General features: G+C 64.4%; 21 protein-coding genes. 11 read left to right on the forward strand and 10 right to left on the reverse strand.

Annotated elements, in window-relative coordinates; translation table 11 throughout:
• Positions 1-4 precede the first annotated feature (4 nt).
• On the forward strand, positions 5-709 hold the full coding sequence (locus U5A65_RS13085; protein ID WP_321946733.1) for a LuxR family transcriptional regulator: 705 nt from the start codon (positions 5-7) through the stop codon (positions 707-709).
• Here the strand turns inward: U5A65_RS13085 and U5A65_RS13090 are convergent.
• Positions 693-1,007 carry an XRE family transcriptional regulator gene (locus tag U5A65_RS13090; RefSeq protein WP_415764775.1) on the reverse strand — a complete coding sequence of 105 codons (315 nt, stop codon included), beginning with the start codon at positions 1,005-1,007 and terminating at the stop codon, positions 693-695. The genes U5A65_RS13085 and U5A65_RS13090 overlap by 17 nt on opposite strands.
• A 168-nt stretch (positions 1,008-1,175) precedes the next feature.
• On the opposite strand from U5A65_RS13090, the gene U5A65_RS13095 reads away from it, so the two are divergent.
• Positions 1,176-1,766, forward strand: a complete 591-nt coding sequence (locus U5A65_RS13095; protein ID WP_321915469.1) for an acyl-homoserine-lactone synthase — start codon at positions 1,176-1,178, stop codon at positions 1,764-1,766.
• A gap of 139 nt (positions 1,767-1,905) precedes the next feature.
• On the opposite strand, the gene U5A65_RS13100 is transcribed toward U5A65_RS13095, so the two are convergent.
• Positions 1,906-3,468 (reverse strand): MFS transporter, encoded by a 1,563-nt coding sequence (locus U5A65_RS13100; protein ID WP_321937228.1) that lies wholly within the window; start codon positions 3,466-3,468, stop codon positions 1,906-1,908.
• Between the two features lie 328 nt (positions 3,469-3,796).
• Here U5A65_RS13100 and U5A65_RS13105 point away from each other — a divergent pair, with 328 nt between their 5' ends.
• The 4 genes from U5A65_RS13105 (at position 3,797) to U5A65_RS13120 (ending at position 8,297) form a co-directional block, all read left to right on the forward strand.
• Entirely contained in the window at positions 3,797-4,258 is a 462-nt protein-coding gene (locus U5A65_RS13105; protein ID WP_321915470.1) for a universal stress protein, read from the forward strand.
• A 182-nt stretch (positions 4,259-4,440) separates the two neighbouring features.
• Positions 4,441-5,196, forward strand: coding sequence for a helix-turn-helix domain-containing protein (locus U5A65_RS13110; RefSeq protein WP_415764778.1), 756 nt, complete (start codon positions 4,441-4,443; stop codon positions 5,194-5,196).
• 134 nt (positions 5,197-5,330) lie between these two features.
• The gene (locus U5A65_RS13115) at positions 5,331-6,608 is read left to right on the forward strand and encodes an SUMF1/EgtB/PvdO family nonheme iron enzyme (protein WP_321946494.1); all 1,278 of its coding nucleotides are present in this window, start codon (positions 5,331-5,333) and stop codon (positions 6,606-6,608) included.
• A gap of 243 nt (positions 6,609-6,851) precedes the next feature.
• Positions 6,852-8,297: an MFS transporter gene (locus U5A65_RS13120; RefSeq protein ID WP_321915472.1), complete on the forward strand. Its 1,446-nt coding sequence runs from the start codon at positions 6,852-6,854 to the stop codon at positions 8,295-8,297.
• A gap of 69 nt (positions 8,298-8,366) precedes the next feature.
• On the opposite strand, the gene U5A65_RS13125 is transcribed toward U5A65_RS13120, so the two are convergent.
• The 4 genes from U5A65_RS13125 to U5A65_RS13140 form a co-directional block, all read right to left on the reverse strand.
• On the reverse strand, positions 8,367-9,272 hold the full coding sequence (locus U5A65_RS13125) for a LysR family transcriptional regulator (RefSeq protein ID WP_321915500.1): 906 nt from the start codon (positions 9,270-9,272) through the stop codon (positions 8,367-8,369).
• Between the two features lie 193 nt (positions 9,273-9,465).
• Positions 9,466-9,849, reverse strand: a complete 384-nt coding sequence (locus U5A65_RS13130; RefSeq protein WP_321915473.1) for a VOC family protein — start codon at positions 9,847-9,849, stop codon at positions 9,466-9,468.
• Positions 9,850-9,862: 13 nt separating this feature from the next.
• On the reverse strand, positions 9,863-10,840 hold the full coding sequence (locus U5A65_RS13135) for a hydroxymethylglutaryl-CoA lyase (RefSeq protein ID WP_321915474.1): 978 nt from the start codon (positions 10,838-10,840) through the stop codon (positions 9,863-9,865).
• 15 nt (positions 10,841-10,855) lie between these two features.
• Positions 10,856-12,046, reverse strand: a complete 1,191-nt coding sequence (locus U5A65_RS13140; protein ID WP_321946495.1) for a CoA transferase — start codon at positions 12,044-12,046, stop codon at positions 10,856-10,858.
• 264 nt (positions 12,047-12,310) lie between these two features.
• Between U5A65_RS13140 and U5A65_RS13145 the strand changes: the two genes are divergently transcribed.
• Positions 12,311-13,294 carry a D-2-hydroxyacid dehydrogenase gene (locus U5A65_RS13145; protein WP_321946496.1) on the forward strand — a complete coding sequence of 328 codons (984 nt, stop codon included), beginning with the start codon at positions 12,311-12,313 and terminating at the stop codon, positions 13,292-13,294.
• Between the two features lie 45 nt (positions 13,295-13,339).
• On the opposite strand, the gene U5A65_RS13150 is transcribed toward U5A65_RS13145, so the two are convergent.
• The 3 genes from U5A65_RS13150 to U5A65_RS13160 form a co-directional block, all read right to left on the reverse strand.
• Positions 13,340-13,588, reverse strand: coding sequence for a hypothetical protein (locus U5A65_RS13150; protein ID WP_321915477.1), 249 nt, complete (start codon positions 13,586-13,588; stop codon positions 13,340-13,342).
• Between the two features lie 213 nt (positions 13,589-13,801).
• Positions 13,802-15,130, reverse strand: a complete 1,329-nt coding sequence (locus U5A65_RS13155) for an MFS transporter (protein WP_321915478.1) — start codon at positions 15,128-15,130, stop codon at positions 13,802-13,804.
• A gap of 91 nt (positions 15,131-15,221) precedes the next feature.
• Entirely contained in the window at positions 15,222-16,859 is a 1,638-nt protein-coding gene (locus tag U5A65_RS13160) for a gamma-glutamyltransferase family protein (protein WP_321915479.1), read from the reverse strand.
• Positions 16,860-17,020: 161 nt separating this feature from the next.
• On the opposite strand from U5A65_RS13160, the gene U5A65_RS13165 reads away from it, so the two are divergent.
• The 4 genes from U5A65_RS13165 (at position 17,021) to U5A65_RS13180 (ending at position 21,765) form a co-directional block, all read left to right on the forward strand.
• Complete coding sequence (locus tag U5A65_RS13165; RefSeq protein ID WP_321915480.1) at positions 17,021-17,884, forward strand: LysR substrate-binding domain-containing protein; 864 nt, start codon at positions 17,021-17,023, stop codon at positions 17,882-17,884.
• 254 nt (positions 17,885-18,138) lie between these two features.
• Positions 18,139-18,444 (forward strand): hypothetical protein, encoded by a 306-nt coding sequence (locus U5A65_RS13170; RefSeq protein WP_321915481.1) that lies wholly within the window; start codon positions 18,139-18,141, stop codon positions 18,442-18,444.
• A 177-nt stretch (positions 18,445-18,621) separates the two neighbouring features.
• A complete protein-coding gene (locus tag U5A65_RS13175) occupies positions 18,622-20,220 on the forward strand; it encodes a phospholipase D family protein (protein WP_321915482.1) in 1,599 nt (532 codons plus the stop codon).
• A gap of 117 nt (positions 20,221-20,337) precedes the next feature.
• The gene (locus U5A65_RS13180; RefSeq protein WP_321915483.1) at positions 20,338-21,765 is read left to right on the forward strand and encodes a cytosine permease; all 1,428 of its coding nucleotides are present in this window, start codon (positions 20,338-20,340) and stop codon (positions 21,763-21,765) included.
• 57 nt (positions 21,766-21,822) lie between these two features.
• On the opposite strand, the gene hutG is transcribed toward U5A65_RS13180, so the two are convergent.
• Positions 21,823-22,632, reverse strand: coding sequence for an N-formylglutamate deformylase (hutG, locus tag U5A65_RS13185; protein WP_321937135.1), 810 nt, complete (start codon positions 22,630-22,632; stop codon positions 21,823-21,825).
• Positions 22,633-22,650 lie beyond the last annotated feature (18 nt).

The following is a 22,650-nucleotide window of genomic DNA, read 5'->3' on the forward strand; positions in this document are numbered from 1 at the left end:
GCAGATGTCGCCCGTGCTCGACGCGCCCGAAGAGGCAGCGTGGTTCGACGCGGTGGCGAAGCTCGCCAGTTCGTGGGGATTCAGCCAGCTCATGCTGGCTATCCTGCCGCGCCCGGGCATGAGGCTCGAGGACGCGTTTATCCGCACGAACTATTCGGCCGCCTGGCGGCAGACGTACAACGACCACGGCATGGCCTACTTCGACCCTACCGTGTCGCATTGCACAACGCGCTCGGCGCCGCTCATCTGGTCGCCGGAGCTTTTCGCGACCGAGCAGCAACAATCGATGTATGAGGAGGCCCGCTCGTACGGGCTGCGCGCAGGCATCACGCTGCCGATCCATGGCCCGCGCCAGGAAGTGGGCATGCTGTGCTTCGTCAACGACGCCAATCCCACGGACAACTTCTGGGAGGACGTGAACCGCGCGTTGCCGAATCTCGTGCTGCTGCGCGACCTCGTGCTGGACACGAGCCAGCGGCACCTGACCGACCACGCCCAGTCGCTGATCCCCAAGCTCACGCCACGGGAAAAGGAATGCCTCAAGTGGACTGCGCTAGGCAAGTCCACTTGGGAAATTTCTCACATCCTGAATTGCTCCGAGGCCGTCGTGAACTTCCACATGAAGAACATTCGCGGGAAGTTCGGCGTCAACTCACGGCGGGCGGCCGCCGTGATTGCGACGCAGATGGGTCTTATTGACCCGGGCTAAGCACCATCGGTGCTTCGCCGCGCAACACGCGCTCGGCACGGCCAAGGTCGCCGTCCGAAATCGTCTTGTTGAAATACAGCCCGAGCAGGATCGACACCGGCGGCGGAATCTCCGCGCCCGACTCGAACCGGCTGCCGCGCGACTGCGTCACGCCGAAGCGCGCCCAGAAGCGGCGCTGGCTTTCTTTCTTCTTCTTCCGATACGCAATGATCAGGACGCGGTCGACGACCGAAGACAAATCTCCGGAGGACGACATGGTGCTCGCACCCGAGTGCCATTGATTGCCCATAAGTTCCATGATGACTCTCGCTGTCAGATATGCCTGATGAGTGACTGCCGCGGAACTGATTCTCCTTAAGAGGCCCTATCTGCGCACCTACCTATCTAGATAGGTGTTTTTTTATATTCATAACGCATAGCTTTCGAACCGTACTGCCGCGCTTCCACACAAATCGGGAGAGTTGTCATGCAAGCTGCGATACGGATCGGACAGAGACAGGATTTCGACAATGAGGACATCAATGAGATGTACCGGCTGCGCGCGCGCGTGTTCCGCGACCGCATGGGCTGGGACATTCCTACCATCGCGGGGATGGAAATCGACGGCTACGACGCGCTCGGGCCCCATTACATGCTGATTCAGGACGGCACGGGCCACGTGCGCGGCTGCTGGCGCATGATGCCCACCGAGGGCCCGAACATGTTGCGCGACACCTTCCCGCAACTGCTCCAGGGCAAGGCTGCGCCCACGGCCCGCAACATCTGGGAGTTGAGCCGCTTCGCCATCGAGTCGGGCAACGACCAGGCTTTCGGCTTCGCCGACGTGACCATGAACGCGATGCGCGCCGTTGTCTCGTTCGCCGACCGCTCGGGCATCAGCAGCTATGTGACGGTCACCACGACGCCCATGGAGCGCCTGCTGCGCCGCACGGGCATCGAACTGACCCGGCTTGGCGCGCCGATGCGCATTGGCGTGGAAAATGCCGTCGCGCTGGAAATCGCGATGAGCCAGCAAACGCACCACGCGCTATTCGGCGCGATGGCGCACGCCGCTTGAGCGCGGCGCCGCGCAGAGACGGATTCGCGCAGGCTGGGTGCTGCGGATTTCCGCGCTCAGCGATGTGGACTGTTGTTTTTGTCTGACAAATTAAAAATAAACACCCTGGCGCGCCGCCTGAACCCAAACGTGCCCGGCCTTAATCGGCTTTGACCTCGTCGGCCCTCGGCTCGCCGCTTTTCTGCGCCACCGAGGCGCTCCGGCTGAAGCGGATGTGGGAAATGCGCCCCACGCACAGCGCCGCTGCGAGCGCCGCGCAGCCGGTCAGGCCGATTCCCAGATGGATTGCGTCGACCAGCACGTGGCGCACGGCATCGATCAGCGCCGCGCCGTCGAGCCCCGCCGCCTTCATCTGCGCAACCAGGCCCTCGCGCAGCGACGGGTCGATCAGCACGCGCGGATCGGCGAGCTGAGGCTGCCAGCGCTGCTGCAGTGGCGCGCCGATCACCGCCAGCGCATCCCCCACGCCGGCCGCATAGCGATGGTTGACGATCGTCGCCACGACGCTGGTGCCGAGCATGCCGCCAACCATGCGCGTAGATTGCAGCAAGGCGGTTGTAATGCCGAAGCGCTCGCGCCCGGCAATCTCCTGGCCGAACACGTTCAGATTGTTCAGGATGAAGCCGAGCCCGATACCCACGGCCGACATCGCCAGCTCGAGCCAGAGGTGCTCCGTGTTTCGGGACGCGAAGGCAAGACCGGCGGATGCCGCGACCAGCAGACTGAAGCCGACCGTCAGAATCGTCGTGGGCTTGCGCAGCCGGATCACGATACGCGTATTGATCAGGCTGCCTAGCGCGATACAGGCGGCGATCGGCGTGGCGAGCAGGCCCGCCTGCTGGGGCGACAGCCCGAAGCCGCCCTGCAGGAGCAGCGGCGCGAAAAAGATCAGCGAGAACATCACGAAGCCCGAGAGCGTCGAGAGCGTAAATAGCGTCACGAGCTGCGGATCGCGGAACAGGTCGAGCGGAATGATCGGGTGCGTCGCGCGGCGTTCGCAGGCGAGCAATAGCGCAGCGCCGGCGAGTACCGCCACCGCCAGCGCGGCGTTGCCCGTCGTCAGGCCGCTCTTGGGCACCGCCTCGATCAAGGTCTGGAACGCGCCCAGCACCAGCGCGACGAGCGCGGCACCCGTCCAGTCGATGCGCACGTCGCCGGTACGCGCCGGCTGGTAGCGCGGCAGATGCGCCCAGATGAAATAAAGTGCAAGCACGCCAACCGGCAGATTGACGAGAAAGGTCGAGCGCCAGCCAAAATGCTCACTGAGCCAGCCACCCAGCGACGGCCCCGCCGCCGTGCCGATGCCGTAGGCGGCCGCCATGACGACCTGCCAGCGCACCCGCGCGCGCGGGTCGGGAAAGAGATCGGGAATCGAGGCGAACGCCGTGCCCACCATCATCCCGCCGCCTACGCCCTGCAACGCGCGCGCCGCCGCGAGAAAACGCATGTCGGTCGCGAGTCCGCACAGCACGGAGGCCACCGTGAACACGATCACGGCGGCAATCACGAAGCGCTTGCGGCCGAAGTAGTCGCCGAGCCGGCCGAACACGGGCACCGTCACGACCGAGGCCAGCAGGTAGGCGCTCGCGATCCAGGCATAGAACTCGAAGCCGTGCAGTTCGGCGACGATCGAGGGCAAAGCGGTGCTGACAACGGTTTGATCGAGTGCGACGAGCATGTTGACGAGGCCGATGCCGAGCATGGCCAGCAACGCGTCGCGAAACGGCAGGTTAGCGGAGGAAGATTTCACGGGAGGGAAGACTGCGCGCAGCGAAAAAGAGGCAACGATAGCGGTATGACGGTGCGCGTGCAACATGACGAAATAGCCAATGGAATCCTGGTGGCCCTGCGGTATTCCGACGCAACCCACTTGATCTTCCTTCCCGCTCCTTCCACATTTCATACAGTCCGACTGCATCTTTACTTGCGATCCATTAAGCTTTTCGACAGTCACGACACGCCGCGCCCACCTCGTCATGGCATCGCCCGAGGCCGCGCGATTTCTCGATCCCACTCACAGAGGAGGTCTTATGTATAAACGCATTCTTGTCGCCGTCGACGGCAGCGCCACGTCGCGCCGCGCGTTCGAAGCCGCGCTCGACCTGGCGAAGGCCATGGGCTCGACCCTGCAGCCGTATTACGTGATCGAGAACACGCCCATGTATTTCGACGCGCCCGGCTACGATCCTTCGATCCTGCGCAACCAGATGATCGCCCAGGGCAACGAACTCGCAGAGGACATGAACAAGGCGATGAGCGAGCGCGGCGTGCAAGGCGCCATGCTCACGGGCGAAGCCTCCTCGCTCGACGACGTCCCGACGCTCGTGCTCAACGCCGCGAAGACCGAAGGCTCCGACCTGATCGTCATGGGCACGCACGGGCGCCGCGGTTTCCAGCGCCTCATTCTCGGCAGCGTTGCCGAACGCTGCGTGCGGCAGTCCACCCTGCCTGTCCTCCTCATTCCGTCAGCCGCGGGAAATGCCGACCAGTAGTCACATTACGTGCACGCTGTTTTGCACGTTATTGAAGAGTCGCTTGCGCTCCGTCAGACGGCGCGCAAGCGCCTTCTGACAAGGCGCAACACCAAGCATCTCAAAAGCGCGTCACTTTGCCACCAATCTGAGATTCGACCCCGGTAGACAATGCCTGGACAGAGATCAAAGGAGCATTGTCGATGCTGAATCCTAACGTCGTTTCCCATACCACTGTGCGCCGCAGCAATCGCACGCCCGTGACGGCACCGCGCACGTCCACGCGCTGTTCGGTTTGCGCCATGCGGCACCTGTGCATGCCCCAGGGCCTCACCCTCGACGACCTGCCCAAACTCGAAGCGCTGATCTGCTCCGCGCGCAGCGTACGGCGCGGCGAAGCCGTGTACCGCGCCGGCGACGCGTTCGACAATCTCTACGTCGCGCGCTCCGGCTCGCTCAAGACGGTCATGGCGCATCGCGACGGCCGCGAGCAGGTCACCGGCTTGCGCCTGGCCGGCGACCCGCTCGGCCTCGACGGCATCAGCACGGGCTTTCACACCTGCAGCGCCGTGGCGCTCGAAGACAGCTCGGTCTGCATCATTCCCTACTCGGCGCTCAAGCATTTGTGCCGCGAAACCGGCGCCATGCAAGACCGGCTGCACCGCCTCATGAGCGAGCAGCTTATCCGCGAATCGTCGCAAATGATGGTGCTCGGCTCGCTCTCCGCCGACGAACGCGTCGCCGCGTTCCTGCTGGACGTGTCCGAGCGCAACGGCCAGCGCGGCTACTCGCACGCCGAGTTCAACCTGCGCATGACGCGTGAGGACATGGGCAGCTATCTCGGCATGACGCTCGAAACGGTAAGCCGCACCCTGTCGAGATTTCAAAAGCGCGGCCTGATCGACGCACAGGGCAAGCTGATCCGCATCATCGATCTCGAAGGTCTGCGGCACCTGTAATTCGCGGCAAACCCCGGGCGGCCCGGCCACCCGGGTTGCCCGTGCCGCGCCTCACCGGCGCGGCATCGCCGTTGGCACAACTCCTGCGCAGCGTTAAAGTCTCGTTCTACGCCTACGCAAGGAGAATCGCCGAAATGCCTCTCCCGCAATCGCCCACGCTCGCTGCTCGCCTTGAAGCGGCGCGCAGCGCCAGCGACGCGCTCTTCAACGTCGTCAAGCCCGAGTTTCTCTACGAGCGGCCTATTCGCGAACGTCACCGCATCGTGTTCTATATCGGTCATCTGGAAGCATTTGACCGTAACCTCTTCGACAAGCGTCTGTTCGATCTGCCCACCGCCGATGTGCGTCTCGACCAGCTGTTCGCATTCGGCATCGATCCCGTCGATGGCGGCCTGCCGACCGATAAGCCCGCCGACTGGCCCGACCTCGCTGAAGTCCTGGCCTACGGACGCGACGCCCGCAGCCGCATCGACGCACAGCTCGCGACGCTCGACTTGCCGCCCGACGCCTCGAATCACGACACGCCGGGTCAGTTGCTGAATGTCGCAATCGAACATCGGCTCATGCATGTCGAAACACTCGCCTACATGCTCCACCAGTTGCCGTTCGAGCAAAAGCAGGCGCCCGCCGCCGCGGGCGTACTCGCCGACCCGCTCCATACGGTCGAGGCTGGGACCGTGCAGGTGCCCGCGGGCCGCACGGAACTCGGCATGACCGCCGAGCGTGGACTATTCGGCTGGGACAACGAGTTCGGCGAGCAGCAGGTCGACGTACCGGCATTCGAGATCGACCGCTACATGGTGACGAACGGCGCGTTTCTCGCATTCATCGAGGACGGCGGCTACAACAGGCGCGAACTCTGGAACGACGCGGACTGGGCCTGGAAGGAAAGCACGCGTGTGGCGCACCCCGTGTTCTGGTCGCGCGGCCACGAAGGCTGGCGACTGCGCACGATGTTCGAAGACATCGCCTTGCCGCTTGCGTGGCCCGTGTACGTGAGCCACGCCGAAGCCAGCGCGTTTGCGCGCTGGCGCGGCATGGCGCTGCCGAGCGAGGCGCAGTGGCAGCGTGCGGCGCACGGTGCGCTGCCCGGCCACACCGACAACTTCGATTTCCGCAACTGGAACCCGGTGGCCGTCGATGCCACGCCCCACAGCGCCAGCACGTGGGGCGTAGAAGGCCTGTACGGCAACGGCTGGGAATGGACCTCCACGCTCTTCGGGCCGCTGCCCGGTTTCAAGGCGTTCCCGTTCTACGAGGGCTATTCGGCTAACTTCTTCGACGGTCAGCACTACGCAATGAAAGGCGGGTCGCCGCGCACCGCGCAATGCATGTTGCGGCCGACGTTCCGCAACTGGTTCCAGCCGCGCTACCAATACGTTTATGCGGGTTTTCGCTGCGTTCGGGATTGATCGATCCCCTTGCTCAAACGCAAGCGCTGCAGCAGCGCGCGCCGTAACGAAGTCCAGGTCTGGGTGATGGGACCGCCGCCCCTCACCTAGCCTTTCCCCGCAGGAAAGCACGCTTCACGCATCCTCAATTTTCGCGCTCGCGAAAATCTCCCACACTTGCCATCACGCCTCTTCCGTACCGTTCGTACGGATTTGCGCCCCAACCGCGGCTCATGGCGCGGCATCAAAAATTCTGGAGACAGCATGAACAGCCATCCCCTGGACCTCGGCGGCAGCGCGCCGGGCGAAGCGCCACGCCGCCCGCTAACCGCGCAAGCCCCGCTTCAAAGCCCCCAAGGCGTCACGCTCAGCAGCTTCATGGACGACATGCCCGTGGGCGCGCTGCATCGCTTCGTGGTGTGGGTGATCGGCATTGGCCTTTTCTTCGACATGTACGAGATCTTTCTCGTCAGCTCGATCGGCGCCGCGCTGCAAAACGAGTATGGGCTCGATGCGCACAGCCTCGCGTTCAAGCTCCTGCTCGCCTCGGCCTTCGTCGGCATGTTTTTCGGTTCGCTCTTTCTCGGCAGTCTCGCCGACCGCATCGGCCGGCGCCGCGCCTTCCTGTTCACGCTCGTGTGGTACAGCGCGTTCTCGCTGTTCGCCGCATTCTCCGTGAACGCCACCATGCTCGTGGCCTGCCGCTTTCTGACCGGCGTGGGCGTGGGCGCGATCTATCCCGTGGCGGACACGTTCCTCTCGGAGATTCTGCCGAAAGAAAAGCGCGGCCGGCTCGCTGCGTGGGCCTATACCACCTCGTATGTCGCAGTGCCGCTGGTCGGCTTCCTCGCGGTCTGGCTCAACCCGCTGCACCTGGGCGGCATCGCGGGATGGCGCATCATTCTCGCCATCGGCAGCCTGGGCGCCCTGTTCGTGCTGGCCGTGCAGCATCGTCTGCCCGAAAGCCCACGCTGGCTGCTGGCGCAAGGCCGCGCGGACGAAGCCTATGCGATGCTGGGCCGCTTCGCGCAAAGCGCCGGCGCGCAGATGCCCAAGCGCTTCGCCGAGCCGCAAACGCGTCAGCACCCGCTGCGCCTCTCCGAGCGCATCGCCGTGCTGCGTCGTGCGCCTTATGACAAACGGTACCTCATGCTCGTCGTGTTTCACCTGTTCCAGGCCTTCGGCTACTACGGCTTCGGCACGCTTGCAGGCGTGGTCGTGAAAAGCCGCGGCATCGACGTAACCGGCAGCACGCTGTTCGTGGCGCTCTCGTTTCTCGGCTACCCGATCGGCTCGCTGCTCTCCGTGCCGCTGCTCAACTGGATCGAGCGTCGCACACTCGTGATCGCCTCGCTCATTTCCATTGCGATTTTCGGGCTTGGCTTCGCGTATTCCGGGCAGGCTGCGTTGATCGTATGCTTCGGCGTACTGACGACCTGTGCGTCGAATGTATTCAGCAACGCCTATCACGTGTACCAGGCCGAGATTTTCCCGGCCAGCGTGCGATCGACCGCAATCGGCAGCACGTACTCGCTCTCGCGCATCATGAGCAGCGCCCTGCCGTTCATCCTGTTGCCGGTGCTTACGCAGCACGGCCCGATCGCGATGTTCGGCGTGATCTCCGCCGCGCTGGCCATCGTCGCCGTCACCCTGCGTGCGCTTGGCCCGCTCACTACGCGCCGCAGCCAGGACGAAATCAATCCGGTCTGACCGGCTGATACCTCGAGCGTTGCTCGATCATCGGGGCGGCCGCCGCGTCATGCGGGGCCGCCCCGGTTTTCATTGCACTGCGCGCGCCGACATGTAGTCGAACAGGCTCAAGATGTCCGAGCTCGGCGCGCTATCCGCCTTCATCCCCACCCACAGCGTGCGCGTGGCCCACATGTCCGCCAGCTTGATCTTGACGACGCCGGCCTTGCCGCGCTCGTCGCTCACCGCGTCGCGCGGCAGCACGCCGATACCGAGCCCCGCTTCGATCATGCGGAACACACCGTCGAAGTTCGAAGCCTGGATGCGCAGCTTCAGCGACCGTTCGATGGCGAACGCCGCGTCCGTCATGCGCGCGAGTAGCGAGCTGCCGTCGCTCAGGCCCACGTAGTCTTCGTCGAGCGTATCGGCGAAACGGATGACGTCGAGTTCGGCAAAGCGATGGTTGCGCGGTACGAGCAGCACGAGTTCGTCCCGGCGATAGAGCCGCCGCTCGATGCCGGGCGCGGGCACGTTGTCGGCGAACACCCCGAGGTCGGCCTTGCCTGCGCCGAGCGCCTCGACGATTTCGTGGCTCAGCCGTTCTTCGAGGCTGACCTTGATGCCTGGATGCTCATTCAGGAAGCACGCGAGGTCGACGGGCAGGAACTGCACGATCGCCGACGTATTCGCCCACATGCGCACATGCCCGCGCACACCGGCGGCGTAGTCGCTCATTTCGGTGGCCATGCGATTCACCTGATCGACCACGCGCGTGGCGTGCTCGAGCAGCGCGTGGCCCGCAGGCGTGAGGTCCACACCGCGCGCGCGGCGAATGAACAAGGCGCAATCGGTCACGCTTTCAAGCTCGGCAATGCGCTTGCTGACGGCCGATAGCGTGAGCTGCCCGTGCTCGGCGGCCTTGGTGAGGCTGCCATGTTCCGCGACGAGCAGAAAGACCCGCAGCGACTGCAGATCGAAGTGAAGTGGATTGACCATGATGAATGGGACAAGGCCGCGCGAGAGACGATTGTCCTGCATCGCGGGCTCGGGAGGAAGTACGGAGCGTTGGGTGGAGAGGCGGACGTGCCGGAATGCACGTCCGCGTACCGGCCACGCGGGCCGGAGTGCTCGCCGCTGCGCCGGCGCCCCCCGGTTCAACGGCGAAAACTGGCGAAATGGCTGGGTCGGCCTAAATCAGCTCGGAGATTTCGATGAGGTTCAGGTCCGGGTCGCGCACATAAACGGAACGAATTTTCTGCGTCGCGCCTGTGCGCTCCACCGGACCTTCGACGATCGGCCAGTGCTTTTGCGCGAGATGCGCGATCACCGCGTCGAGCGGCACCGAAGCGATGAAGCACAGATCGAGCGCGCCCGGCACCGGCACATGCGCCTTCGGCTCGAATTCCGCACCGCGCACATGCAGATTGATCTTCTGGTTGCCGAAACGAAACGCAAGCCGCCCCGCACCGAAGGTTTCCAGCTGCATTTGCAACACTTCCGTATAGAAGTGCTTCGTGGCCTCGGGGTCCACGCAGGTCAGCACCAGATGGTCGAGGTGGTCGATCAACGCCATTCTTCGCTCCTTGTCATGAGAATGCCCGTTGTACGGGCATGCCTTGCGTCAGTTCGGGAACCGGATGCAGGTCGAGTCGGCGGCCGGCCTTGAGAATCTGGCTCGGCACGTCGTGGCCGATCAGGCCAGGCAACAGCGCGGCGGCGTCGAGCACGGCGGCGAGATTGACACCGGTGTCGTAACCGTCGAGTTCGAGCATGTGCACGAGTTCTTCCGTGCACACGTTGCCACTCGCACCCGGCGCGTACGGACAGCCGCCCAGGCCGCCAAGCGAGGCGTCAAAGCGCACGATGCCCGCATCGAGCGCGGCGAGCGTATTGGCAAGCGCCATGCCGCGCGTATTGTGGAAATGCAGCGTAAGCTCGAGCGCGCCAAACGCCTGCGAAGCGCGCTCGCACAGCGCACGCACCTGGGCGGGATACGCCATGCCGGTCGTATCGCACAGCGTGACGCCCTGCACGCCCAGTTCGGCGAAACGCCGCATCCAGCCGAGCACGTCTTCAACGGGCACGTCGCCTTGCATCGGGCATCCCATTGCTGTGGAGAGCGAAACATTGATCGCCACGCCCGTGCCGCGCACCGCATCGATCACGTCGCGCAGCTGCGCGAACGACTGCTCGCGCGTCATGCGCAAGTTCGTGCGATTGTGGGTCTCGCTCACCGACATCACGAGATTCACTTCATTCACGTTGCACGACAGCGCGCGCTCCGCGCCGCGCACGTTCGGCACGAGCACCGTGTAGACCACGCCCGGCACGCGCTCGATGCCGTGCATCACCGCCTCGGCGTCGCGCAGCGCGGGAATCGCCTTGGGCGACGTGAACGAGGTCACCTCGATCTTCGCGTAGCCACATGCGCTCAGGCGATTGATCAGCGCGATCTTGTCGTCGGTGTCGATGAACGCGGCTTCGTTCTGGAAGCCATCGCGTGTCGCGACTTCGTTGAGATACAGCACTTTGCCCTTGAAGCTTTCGTTATGTCCGATTCCCATCTTGCCGCTCTCCGTTCAGATCAGGCCGCGCTCGCGCCATGCTGCGCGCGTTGCGGCGTGCACGCCTATCGATTCCAGCACCGTGTCGGTATGCTCGCCGAGCTTCGGCGCGCTGCGCTCGATCGTGCCGGGTGTTGCGCACAGCTTGGGCACCACGCCCGGCACCTGCACCGCTGTGCCGTCGGGCAAGGTGTCGTCCACGATCATTTCGCGCGCATGGTAATGCGGATCGGCCGCGATGTCCGCGACGTCGTAGATCCGCCCTGCCGGAATGCGCGCTTCGTTGAGCGCCGCGAGCACCTCGTCGAGCGTCTGGCGCGCAGTCCACTCGCCAATCGCGGCGTCGATGCGCTCGACCTGCGCGACCCGTCCGTCGTTCTGCGCGAGCGCGGGATCGTTGCCGAGGTCCGGGCGCCCGATCAGCTCCATCAGGCGCCGATAGATGCTGTCGCCGTTGCCCGCGATCAGCGCGTACTTGCCGTCGCTGCAGCGGTAGGCATTGCTCGGCGCGATGCCGGGCAGGCTGCTGCCTGCCGGCTGTCGCACGGCGCCGAACACCGAATACTCGGGCAACAGGCTTTCCATCATGTTGAAGACCGACTCGTAGAGCGCGACGTCCACGACCTGGCCCTTGCCGCCCTGCTGCTCGCGGTGCCGCAGCGCGAGCAGGATGCCAATCACGCCATGCAGCGCGGAAAGCGAATCGCCGATCGAGATGCCGACACGCACCGGCGTGCGCTCGGGCTCGCCACTCAGGTGGCGCAGGCCGCCCATCGCTTCGGCGACCACGCCGAAGCCGGGCCGGTCGCGATACGGGCCCGTCTGCCCATAGCCCGAGACGCGCAACATGATGAGGCCGGGGTTAATCGCGCTGAGTTCGTCCCAGCCGAGGCCCCAGCCTTCGAGCGTGCCGGGGCGGAAATTTTCGATCAGCACGTCGGTTTGCGCGACGAGGCGGCGAATCACGTCCTGCCCTTCGGGCGTGCGCAGATCGAGCGTGATGGATTCCTTGTTGCGCGACTGCGCGGCCCACCAGACCGACGTGCCGTCGTGCAGCAGGCGCCACTTGCGCAGCGGATCGCCCACGCCGGGCGGCTCCACCTTGATGACGCTCGCGCCGAATTCGGCGAGCATGCGGCCGGCAAACGGACCCGCGATGAGCTGCCCGAGCTCCAGCACGCGGATTCCTTCGAGTGGTCGTGGCATGGCTGTGTCTCCTCACTGACTGCGACTGACTGTGGGAGACATGATGAACCCGACCGCACCCTTTGATAATCGATGCTTGCTCAATCTGGCTTGAGCAAATGGAAAGGCTGCGAGAGCACTGGAAGCGCCGGTCGGTTTCTCATCCTGCTCGGCATTGCTGTGAATTTCCTCATCGGAAAGTCAGTTGGCGAATCGGGCAAACCACCCTGACGCCCGGTGCGCGACAATACACGTACTGCCCCTCTTTCGCTCAGGCCGGAAACCATGCACGTCGTTTTTCTCGATCGCGCGACACTCGCGCCCCAGACGCAGCTTCGCCCGCTGCCTTTCGATCACACACTGGAAACGTTCGAGCGCACCGCGCCCGAAGAAGTCGCCGCACGCATCCGCAACGCCGACATCGTCATCACGAACAAGGCGCGCATCACTGAAGAGGCGCTGGCCGGCGCGACACGCCTGCGCATGATCGCCATCGCGGCCACGGGCACGGACAACGTCGATCTGCCTGCGTGCGCGGCGCGCGGCATCGTCGTGAGCAACGTGCGCGACTACGCCGGCAACAGCGTGCCGGAGCATACGTTCGCGCTGATATTCGCGCTGCGCCGCAGCCTGGCCGCGTATCGCGACGCCGTGCGCGCCGGCCGCTGGCTCGAATCGGGGCAGTTCTGCTTTTTCGATTATCCGATTCGCAATCTCGCAGGTTCGACGCTCGGCGTCATTGGTGACGGCGCACTCGGGCAAGCGGTCGCACAAATGGGGCGCGCGCTCGGCCTGCGCGTGCGGTTCGCCGCGCGCAAAACGCGCAACGACGCGCAAGCGGGCTATGTGCCGCTCGAAACGCTGCTAGAGGAAAGCGACATCATCACGCTGCACTGTCCGCTGACGGCGGAAACACGCGATCTGATCGACGCCACGGCGTTCGCGCGCATGAAGCGGCGGCCCTTGCTGATCAACACGGCGCGTGGGGGACTCGTGAATGAAGCGGCGCTGGTGGACGCACTGCAATCCGGCGCGATTTCAGGCGCGGGTTTCGATGTCGTGACGCAGGAACCGCTGCCTGCCGATCATCCGTTCCAGGCCATCGTCTCGCACCCGGCGTTCATCCTCACACCCCACGTTGCGTGGGCGAGCGATGAAGCCATGCAGGCGCTTGCGGATCAACTCGTCGAGAATATTGCGGCTTATTACGAAGGCAAGCCGCGCAATGGGGTCACTGCGGTGGTCACTGCGGTAGTGACCGCGCGTTGAGCGCAAGGCGCGGCAATCGCATCGGGATTGCCTGCGCCTGAAACATCAGGCCATTTCCGGCTGCTTCGCGTGCCAAAATTCATCGACGGCTTGCTTGGCCGACTGCTCGACCACGCTGAGCGCCATCAGCACATCGATCTTCAGCTTGGGAATGGCAAGCTCCACGGAAGGCAGCTTCGCCGTTTCCACTTGTGCATCGACACCTTCCATAACCGCGCGGCACAGCCATTGCGTGTCCGTCGCGTCTGCTTTCGCATCGACAGTGACTCGAAAGCCACGATACTCGACTGCCATATACTTCTCCCAAAACCTGACAAAACGTAATGCTCGCCCCGCCGGACGGCGGCGGTAAGGGGGCGACTATATCACCTCTTTCGTGATGCTTCAGCGAGGTCCGCAGGAAGTCATGAAGCATTCACGAAAAAAACCGCGCCCGCATTCACGCCCTGTTTTAAAGGGCAATTCTGCGGGCGCACCAGCAATCGGGTCAGTTCGGAGTTCTGTGCATCAGCTCGCGAGCGTGGCTCGCATCGAAGCCTGCCGCATTGTGCGCCAACCCACGATCGCGAGCGAAACACCCGAGATCACGGCGGCGACCGAAACGTAATACGCGGGCGCGAGCGTATCGCCCGTTACGTGAATCAGCACTTCGGCAATCGTCGGCGCGAAGCCGCCAAAGAGCGTCACACCAACGCTATACGCGATGGAAAGCCCCGCCGAGCGCACGCGCACGGGAAAGATTTCCGACATCAACGCGGGCATCGGGCCCGAATAGGCTGCCTTGAAGATCCCCGCCGCGCCCTGGAGCACGAGCAGCCAGCCAAGCGTGGGGTGGCGCTGCAAGAGCGCGAACATCGGATAGGTGAGCGAAGCAAGCAGGATCGACGTGGTCAGCATGATGCGAATGCGCCCGATGCGGTCCGAGAGCGCACCCATGACCGGCGAGAGCACGAACTGCAGGCCGCCATTGAGCACGACCACGCCGAACGACGTCGCCGCCGCCATATGGAGCTGCTTCACCGCGTACATCGGCATGTAGAGCTGGAGGATATACACGCCGACGGTGGACTGCGCAACGATGCCCACCGCAAGCAGCAGGTTCACCCATTGGCGGCCGAGCCCCGGCTCCTTCGTTGCGTGCGCATCTTGTGTGCTCTGCGCCTGCTGGTTCGCGAGGAATTCGGGCGTCTCGTCCAGATGCGAGCGGATATACCAGCCCACAGGCCCGAGCACGAGCCCGAAGAAGAACGGCACGCGCCAGCCCCACGCCTGCAGTTGCTCGGGCGGCAGCCACCATGCGAGCACGCCGCCGAACGACGCCGCGAGAATCGCCGCCGCGCCCTGGCTCGCGAACTGCCAGCTCGCGTAGTAGCCGCGCTTTGCGGCGCTGTGCTCGACCATGAACGCCGTCGCGCTGCCGAATTCGCCGCCCACCGCGAAGCCCTGCACGAGTCGCGCAAGCAGGATCAGAAGCGGCGCCGCGATACCAATCGACGCATACGGCGGCATGACCGCCATGGCGAGCGTGCCGGCCATCATGAGCGCGATGGCAAGCGTGAGCGCCGCCTTGCGCCCCTTGCGGTCGCCGTAGATGCCCAGCACGATCGCGCCGAGCGGGCGCATGAGGAAGGAAATGCCGAAGGTGCCGACCGCGAGCAGCGTGGAGAGCCATTCGTCGTGCACGGGAAAGAACTGCTTCGCGATCATGGGCGCGAAGTAGCCGTACACGAGAAAGTCGAACCACTCCAGCGCATTGCCGATCGACGAGGAGAACACGATGCGGCGCACCATGCCGCGGCTGAGCGGCGCTCTCGAAACCGCTGAACCGGTCTCCATGTCAGTCTCCTCCATTTTTATTTGGTCTACTCATTGTTGGCCGTGAACCGCGAGCGAGGCATTCCCGCTCGCGGCACACGTTGCGCGCCGCTTAAAAGCCCGCTGCTAGCCCGTCGCGACGTGTATCGCTCGCGGCCACATAGCCGCGCTCGGGGTCGTTGCGATCGAGCTTCCAGATGAACTGGCCCGAGCCGAAGTCCATGTACGGATCGTCGATGCCCTTGATCTCGTGGCCGAGCCCTTGCAGTGCGCGCGCCGTTTGCGGGTTGAAGGTCGATTCGATATCGAGCGTGAAGTCGCGGTTGACCTTCCAGCGCGGCGCGTCGCACGCGGCCTGCGGCTGCTGGCCGTAGTCGAGCATGCGCACGACCGACTGCAAATGCCCTTGCGGCTGCATGTCGCCGCCCATCACGCCGAAGCTCATGACCGCCTCCTGGCGGCCATCCACCTGCTGCGTGAGGAACGCCGGAATGATGGTGTGAAACGGGCGCTTGCCGCCTTCGACGACGTTCGGCGAGACCGGGTCCATCGAAAAGCCGCAGCCGCGGTTCTGCAGCGCGATACCCGTGCCCGGCACGACCACGCCCGAACCGAAGCCCATGTAGTTCGACTGGATGAAGCTCACCATCATGCCGTGCTCGTCCACGGCGGAGAGATAGATCGTGCCGCCCGAGCGCGGCATGCCGAAGTCGAACTGCGTTGCGCGCTTCGGGTCGATCAGCTTCGCACGCTCCTTGAGGTAGGCGTCGTCGAGCATCTGCTCGGGCGTGACTTCCATCGAACGCGGATCGGCAACATAGCGATAGACATCGGCGAACGCGAGCTTCATGGCCTCGATCTGCAGATGCTGCGATTCGAGGCTGTCGAGCGCGAGCGAGCCCATGTCGAACTGCTCGAGAATGCCAAGCGCGATGAGCGCGGCAATGCCCTGCCCGTTCGGCGGTATCTCGTGCACGGTGTAGCCGCGATAATTCTTGCCGATCGGCTCGACCCATTCCGGACGATAGTTGCGCAGGTCGTCGAGCGTGAGCGCCGCGCCGCCTTCGCGCGCGAACGCGGCGATGCGCTCGGCGAGTTCACCTTCGTAGTAGTCGCGCGGGCCGTGTTTCGCGAGGCGCCGCAGTGTGGCGGCATGGCCGGGGAAGCACACGCGCTCGCTCACTTCAGGCGCGCGACCGTGCGGCATGAAGGTCTCGGCGAAGCCCGGCTGATTGTGCAACTCGGGAATCGCCGCCTGCCATTTGCGCGTGACGATGGTCGCCACCGCATGGCCGCGCTCTGCGATCTCGATGGCCGGCTCCATGAGGTCCGCGAACGGCAGCTTGCCGAACTTCGTATGCAGCGCTTCCCAGCCCGCGATCACGCCCGGCACGGTCACCGTGTCCCAGCCGCGCTTGGGCTGCTTCGCGAGGCCGTTCTCCTCGCCGTACTTGCGGCGGAAATAATCGACGCTCCACGCCGCCGGCGCATTGCCCGACGCATTCAGGCCGTGCAGCTTCGCGCCGTCCCAGACGAGCGCGAAGCAGTCGCTGCCAAGGCCATTCGATACCGGCTCGACCACGGTAATGGCGGCTGCGGCGGCGATCGCCGCGTCGACGGCATTCCCGCCCTTCCAGAGCATGCGCAGTCCGGCCTGCGCGGCGAGCGGATGCGAGGTGGAAACGATATTGCGGGCGAACACCGGCAGGCGCGGCGTCGGATAGGGGTTTTGCCAGTTGAAGCGCGTCATGGAAGTTCGAATTCCGGTAATGAACTGATGAACGATAGCGGCGGCCGCGCACCGCCGCATTCAGTTGCGGCGCGCACGGCTCGAGCTGATCTATCGATTATCTTGAAGGATCTGGCAAAAAAATATTAATATTTTATTCTCGTTACTTAAGTTTTATTTACATGCTCACCCTACGCATGCTGCGCACTTTGCAGGCGGTCGCGCGCAGCGGGTCGTTCGCCACGGCCGCCGAGAAAACCGCGCTCACGCAGGCGGCCGTGAGTCTGCAGATGCGTGGACTCGAGGAAGCGCTCGGCCGTCAGATCTTCGACCGCCGCGCGCGCCAGGTCGCCCTCACGCGCGAAGGCCGCGAGATCTGCGCGAAGGTCGAGCACATTCTCGCGCTGATCGACGAGTTGCCCGCCAGTGCCGGCGACACCATGCGAGGCTCGATCATCATCGGCGCGGTGGTGTCGGTGATCGGCGCGCTCTCGCTGGCCGTCGCGCATCTGAAAACCGGCCACCCGGAGCTCGAAGTGCGCCTCACCTCGGCGCGTTCGAACGAACTGGCGCGCATGGTCGAAGACGGCGACGTGGACCTCGCCGTCGTGGTCGGCAGTGCCGATGGCTCGCTGCACGAGTCGCTCGCGTGGTCGCCGCTCTACGAAGAACCGCTGATGCTCGTCACGAGCCGCGCGACCCCCGGCGACGATGCGCGCCGCATCCTGCGCGAGCGCAGCTTCCTGCGCTTCGACCGGCGCGTGCCGACGGGCGTCGTGATCGACCACGCGCTGACCGAGTTGGGTATCGAACCGCTTGAATATCTGGAGCTGAACTCGATCGAAACGATCGTCTCGCTGGTGCGCAACGACGTGGGCGTGAGCGTGCTGCCCGTTCTGCAAGGCGGCAAATGGCGCAGCGATCCAAATTTGCGGCTCGTGCCTCTACCCTGCCGGCCGTTCCTCCGCACGGTGGGCATGATTCACCGGAAAGCGCACAAGCAGACGTTGCTCACACAAACGATTGCAGACATGCTGCGTCGGTGACAGAACGCGTTGCTGCGACCATCTGTCATGCACATTCCTCAGTGGCCTATGAACAGGCGCGTCGCGGGCGCACAACCATGTCGTTAGAGCCGCGCCTGGGTTGACCCGACTCAACCCGAAAGTAAAATGAAAGCTCTGAAAAACAAGAGCAGTCGAGGCTACCCGCCTCTCATCGCTCGACAGGCCCCGCTCTCGCTCTTACCGGAGCATGAGAATTAGTTAGTCATCCAAACTTACTTGCCGGAGAAAAACGTATGAAAGTCAGAACTCGCACCGTTGCCGTCGTCGCCATCGTGATCAGCGCCCTGTTTGCGGGCCAGGTGTTCGCACAAACCGCCGCACCGGCAGGCAACGAAGGCCCGTCCCCCGCCACGGTGACGCACAGCGACCCGATCGTTCAGAAGCGCATGGAAGTTCGCGAAGCCAACCGGCAACAGCGCGCCCGGACCGCGGAAGCGCGGCAGACCTTCAAGCAGGAAGCGCGCGACGCACGAACCGAGCGCAACCAGTCGGCACAAGACTCGCGCGCCCGCGCCCAAGCCGCGCTCGACGCGCATTAAGGACACTTAGCGCACCAGGCACACTAAGCGCGTCTCCCAACGCGTTCGCCCCGAAGCTGGACGCCTGGCGTGGTGCCTGCCACGCCAATCGCGTAAGCTAACGTCGTTGCACGCCCACTCGCGAAGCCCCGCGCTTCGCGCCTCGAAGCGGGATCGACACGGAAAAGCGAACGCTCCATGCAAAGATCGCTCATCGCGCTGACTGCAAACGGGTTGCCGAAACTGAGCGCCACGACGCTGCGGCTATGCGCCATCGCGCTTGCCACCTGTCTTGCCGCGTGTCAGGAATTGCCGCCGCTCGGCGAGCGCACGCAAACCACGGCGCTCACGGCAGAGCAAGCGCGATCGACTCAACTTGGCGCGGCCGTAGCGTCCGAACTCGCGACCCACCCCGACTTCACCGGCATCGACGCGCTCCAGAATCCGCTCGACGCCTTCGCCTCGCGCGTGGCGCTCGTGCGCGCCGCCCAGCGTACGCTGGACGTCCAGTACTACATCTGGCGCGACGATCTCACCGGCACGCTGCTGCTCGAAGAACTGCGCGAGGCTGCCGACCGGGGCGTGCGCGTGCGCCTGCTGCTCGACGACAACGGCATTCCGTCCTCGCTGGACCCCACGCTCGCCGCACTGAACGTGCATCCCAACATCGAGGTGCGCCTTTTCAATCCGTTCGTCACGCGCAGGCCCAAATACATCGGCTTTGTCACCGACTTCTCGCGCCTGAACCGGCGCATGCATAACAAGTCGCTCACGGCGGACGGCGTGGCGACCATTCTGGGCGGCCGCAATGTCGGCGACGAATATTACGGCGCGACCGACGGCGTAGTGTTCGCCGATCTCGACGTGCTGGCCATCGGCCCTGCCGCCACCGATGTCGCGCACGACTTCGACCGTTACTGGGCCAGCGCCTCGTCATACCCCGCGTCGCAAATCCTGCCGTACACGGCGCCCGATGCGCTCGACACGCTCGATCGCGCAGCGCTAGCCGCGCGCACGGATCCTGACGCCGCGGAATACATCGAATCGCTGCGCAAGACCACCGACGTACGCCGTCTGCTGGACGGCACGCTGCCGCTCGAATGGGCGAAGACGCAACTGGTCAGCGACGACCCCGCGAAAGCGCTAGGCACGGCGCCCAAAGACACGCTGATCCTCAGCCAACTGCATGAGATCGTGGGCGATCCGCACCGTGAACTCGATCTGGTGTCGCCGTACTTCGTGCCGGGCAAGGTGGGCACGGAATACTTCACCCAGCTTGCCGCCCAGGGCGTGACCGTGCGCGTGCTGACGAACTCGCTGGAAGCCACCGACGTTTCCGCCGTTCATTCCGGCTATGCGCGGCGCCGCGTGGCGCTGCTCGAAGGCGGCGTGGAGCTGTTCGAGCTGCGGAGCGCGGCCGGCAAAGAGAAGGGCAAAGGCGCTGGCAGCGGTCCGTTTGGCAGCTCGGGCTCGAGCCTGCACGCCAAAACCTTCGCCGTGGATGCGGAGCGCGTATTCGTCGGCTCAGTGAATTTCGACCCGCGTTCGGCCAATCTCAATACCGAACTCGGGCTCGTGATCGACAGCCCCGTGCTCGCCACCCAGATCGAAAAAGCGTTCTGGACGCGCGTGCCGCAGCTCGCCTGGCAGGCGCATCTGGACGAAAACGGCAAGCTCTACTGGACACGCCTTGACGGCGATACGGTCGTTCGCTACGACACCGAGCCGAACACCAGCTGGAACCAGCGCATGAGCGTCTGGTTCTTCTCCATCCTGCCTATCGAGTGGCTGCTATAGGCCACAGCGAGCCACGACAGGCGAGCATTGGCATCGAAAGGGTTATCCCCTATTTCACCGAAGTTGTCTATTCAACATGATGCGGACATCCCCCCTCATCCGGAGCCGTCCGTGGCCATGCCTGAATCCGTCGCCAGTCTCGAATCCGATGGCCGCAAGTTGCTGGAAACGCGCTCGATCGACTACATCCCCGAAGCTGAGCGTCATGGCAGCCTGTTCAGCCAGTTCACGCTCTGGCTTTCCGCGAACCTCCAGGTCACGGCGATCATTACCGGTGCGTTGGCCGTCGTGCTCGGCGGCGATGTTTTCTGGTCGCTCGTCGCGCTATTGATTGGACAACTCGTTGGCGGCGCGGTCATGGCGCTGCACGGCGCGCAGGGCCCGCAGCTCGGCCTGCCGCAGATGATCTCGAGCCGCGTGCAATTCGGCGTCTACGGCGCGGCCATTCCGATCGTGCTGGTTTGCATCATGTACGTCGGCTTTTCCGCGAGCGGCACGGTGCTCGCCGGCCAGGCCACCGCACAACTGCTCAACGTTTCCGATACGGCGGGCATTTGCCTGTTCGCGGCGCTCATCGTCGTGCTGACGCTGCTCGGCTATCGCTCGATTCACTTCGTTGGCCGCATTGCCAGCGTGATCGGCGTGCTCGCGTTCATGTTCATGTTTGCGCAGCTCTTCGCGCACCATGACGTCGGCGCGCTGCTGGCCAACCGCCATTTCTCGATTGCGAGCTTCCTGCTTTCCATGTCGCTTTCGGCTTCATGGCAGATCGCATTCGGCCCCTACGTTGCCGATTATTCGCGCTACTTGCCGCGCTCGACTTCGCCCGCGCGCACGTTCCTCGCGGTCGGGCTCGGCTCGGTAATCGGCGCGCAGGCCGCGATGGTGTTCGGTGTGTTCGCCGCCGCGCTCGCGGGCCACGCGTTCGCGCATCACGAAGTGGCCTATATCGTCGGCCTTGGCGCGAGCGGCGCGGTGGCCGCGATGCTCTACTTCAGCATCGCCTTCGGCAAGCTCACCGTCACCACGCTCAACGCGTATGGCAGCTTCATGTCGATGGCGACGATCGTGAGCGCCTTTCGCGCGAAACGCGCGATCTCCACGCGCCACCGTTTCGTCTACATCGTCGGCATGGTCGGCATCTCGACGCTCGTCGCGCTCGCGGGGCGCCACTCGTTTCTCAAGGAGTTCACGGCGTTTATTCTGTTTCTGCTCGCGTTCTTCACGCCGTGGAGCGCGATCAATCTCGTGGACTTTTACTGCTTCACGCGCTCGCGCTACGACGTGCCGGCGCTCTCGAACCCCGACGGCCGTTATGGCCGTTGGAATACCAAGGCCATTGGCATCTATGTGCTCGGCGTGCTCGTGCAATTGCCGTTCATCTCGACGAGCTTCTATACGGGGCCCTTCGTCGATGCACTCGGCGGCACGGACATCTCGTGGATTCTCGGCCTGATCGTGCCGGGCGCGCTCTATTACGCCGCCATGCGCCTCACGCCGGCGGTCATTCCCGAACGCCTGATCCTGCCGGTCGAGCAGGAATAAGGCCAGCGGCGCGAAGCGCCGCTTTCCCTCATCGTGCCAGCTACGCTGCGGCCAACTTCAGGCCGCAGCTTTGTTCATCGCCTGGATGGCCTCCAGCGCGCCGCCCACCATTTCGCGCAGCACGGGCTGGACTTGCTCCGCAAGCGCGGGAACATAGTCGAACGGCGCCGCTTCGTTCATGTAAACGGACTGGCACATCTCCAGCTGAATCGCATGCACGCCGTCCTGCGGCGCGCCGAAATGGCGCGTGATGTAGCCGCCCTTGAAGCGTCCGTTCGCAATCCATGTATAGCTGCTTGCCGCCGCCGCGCGTTCCGCGCGCGCCTGCACCGCGGCGTTCACCGTGCGTCCATCCTGAGTGCCGATGTTCAGGTCGGGCAACTTGTTGTCGAACAGACGCGGCAGCACGCTCGCAATCGAATGCGCCTCCCACAGCAGCACATTCGCGTGCGCTGCGCGCAGGCGCTTGAGTTCGGCGGCGAGCGTGTCGTGATACGGCTGCCAGAATGCCTGCACGCGACGCTGGCGCTCCGGCGCGTCCGGCACACAGCCGTCGCGATAGAGGGGCTCGCCGCGAAACGTTTCGGTTGGGCACAGCGACGTGGTGGTCTGGCCGGGATAGAGGCTCTCGTCGTTCGGCGGCCGGTTCAGATCGATCACATAGCGCGAAACACGTGCGCCGAGCACGGTCGCGCCCAGCTCCTTCGCAAAGGCGTAAAGGCGATCGAGATGCCAGTCCGTATCGGCAACGGTCAGCGCCGCGTCCGTGTACTGTCCGTGCATCGCGGCGGGAATGTGCGTGCCCAGATGAGGGATCGAAATGATGAGCGGCGCCGTGCCGCGTTCCAGCGAAAAGATATCAGTCATCGAAAGTAGTCTCGTGAA

Origin of the sequence: Paraburkholderia sp. J10-1 (assembly GCF_905220165.1) — a bacterium.
Lineage (GTDB): Bacteria > Pseudomonadota > Gammaproteobacteria > Burkholderiales > Burkholderiaceae > Paraburkholderia.

Bases quoted from the DNA above. Each gene is read 5' to 3' on its own strand.
- U5A65_RS13085 (WP_321946733.1), top strand. From the start codon at position 5: ATGTCGCCCGTGCTCGACGCGCCCGAAGAGGCAGCGTGGTTCGACGCG.
- U5A65_RS13090 (WP_415764775.1), bottom strand. From the start codon at position 1,007: ATGGAACTTATGGGCAATCAATGGCACTCGGGTGCGAGCACCATGTCG.
- U5A65_RS13095 (WP_321915469.1), top strand. From the start codon at position 1,176: ATGCAAGCTGCGATACGGATCGGACAGAGACAGGATTTCGACAATGAG.
- U5A65_RS13100 (WP_321937228.1), bottom strand. From the start codon at position 3,468: ATGCTCGGCATCGGCCTCGTCAACATGCTCGTCGCACTCGATCAAACC.
- U5A65_RS13105 (WP_321915470.1), top strand. From the start codon at position 3,797: ATGTATAAACGCATTCTTGTCGCCGTCGACGGCAGCGCCACGTCGCGC.
- U5A65_RS13110 (WP_415764778.1), top strand. From the start codon at position 4,441: ATGCTGAATCCTAACGTCGTTTCCCATACCACTGTGCGCCGCAGCAAT.
- U5A65_RS13115 (WP_321946494.1), top strand. From the start codon at position 5,331: ATGCCTCTCCCGCAATCGCCCACGCTCGCTGCTCGCCTTGAAGCGGCG.
- U5A65_RS13120 (WP_321915472.1), top strand. From the start codon at position 6,852: ATGAACAGCCATCCCCTGGACCTCGGCGGCAGCGCGCCGGGCGAAGCG.
- U5A65_RS13125 (WP_321915500.1), bottom strand. From the start codon at position 9,272: ATGGTCAATCCACTTCACTTCGATCTGCAGTCGCTGCGGGTCTTTCTG.
- U5A65_RS13130 (WP_321915473.1), bottom strand. From the start codon at position 9,849: ATGGCGTTGATCGACCACCTCGACCATCTGGTGCTGACCTGCGTGGAC.
- U5A65_RS13135 (WP_321915474.1), bottom strand. From the start codon at position 10,840: ATGGGAATCGGACATAACGAAAGCTTCAAGGGCAAAGTGCTGTATCTC.
- U5A65_RS13140 (WP_321946495.1), bottom strand. From the start codon at position 12,046: ATGCCACGACCACTCGAAGGAATCCGCGTGCTGGAGCTCGGGCAGCTC.
- U5A65_RS13145 (WP_321946496.1), top strand. From the start codon at position 12,311: ATGCACGTCGTTTTTCTCGATCGCGCGACACTCGCGCCCCAGACGCAG.
- U5A65_RS13150 (WP_321915477.1), bottom strand. From the start codon at position 13,588: ATGGCAGTCGAGTATCGTGGCTTTCGAGTCACTGTCGATGCGAAAGCA.
- U5A65_RS13155 (WP_321915478.1), bottom strand. From the start codon at position 15,130: ATGGAGACCGGTTCAGCGGTTTCGAGAGCGCCGCTCAGCCGCGGCATG.
- U5A65_RS13160 (WP_321915479.1), bottom strand. From the start codon at position 16,859: ATGACGCGCTTCAACTGGCAAAACCCCTATCCGACGCCGCGCCTGCCG.
- U5A65_RS13165 (WP_321915480.1), top strand. From the start codon at position 17,021: ATGCTCACCCTACGCATGCTGCGCACTTTGCAGGCGGTCGCGCGCAGC.
- U5A65_RS13170 (WP_321915481.1), top strand. From the start codon at position 18,139: ATGAAAGTCAGAACTCGCACCGTTGCCGTCGTCGCCATCGTGATCAGC.
- U5A65_RS13175 (WP_321915482.1), top strand. From the start codon at position 18,622: ATGCAAAGATCGCTCATCGCGCTGACTGCAAACGGGTTGCCGAAACTG.
- U5A65_RS13180 (WP_321915483.1), top strand. From the start codon at position 20,338: ATGCCTGAATCCGTCGCCAGTCTCGAATCCGATGGCCGCAAGTTGCTG.
- hutG (WP_321937135.1), bottom strand. From the start codon at position 22,632: ATGACTGATATCTTTTCGCTGGAACGCGGCACGGCGCCGCTCATCATT.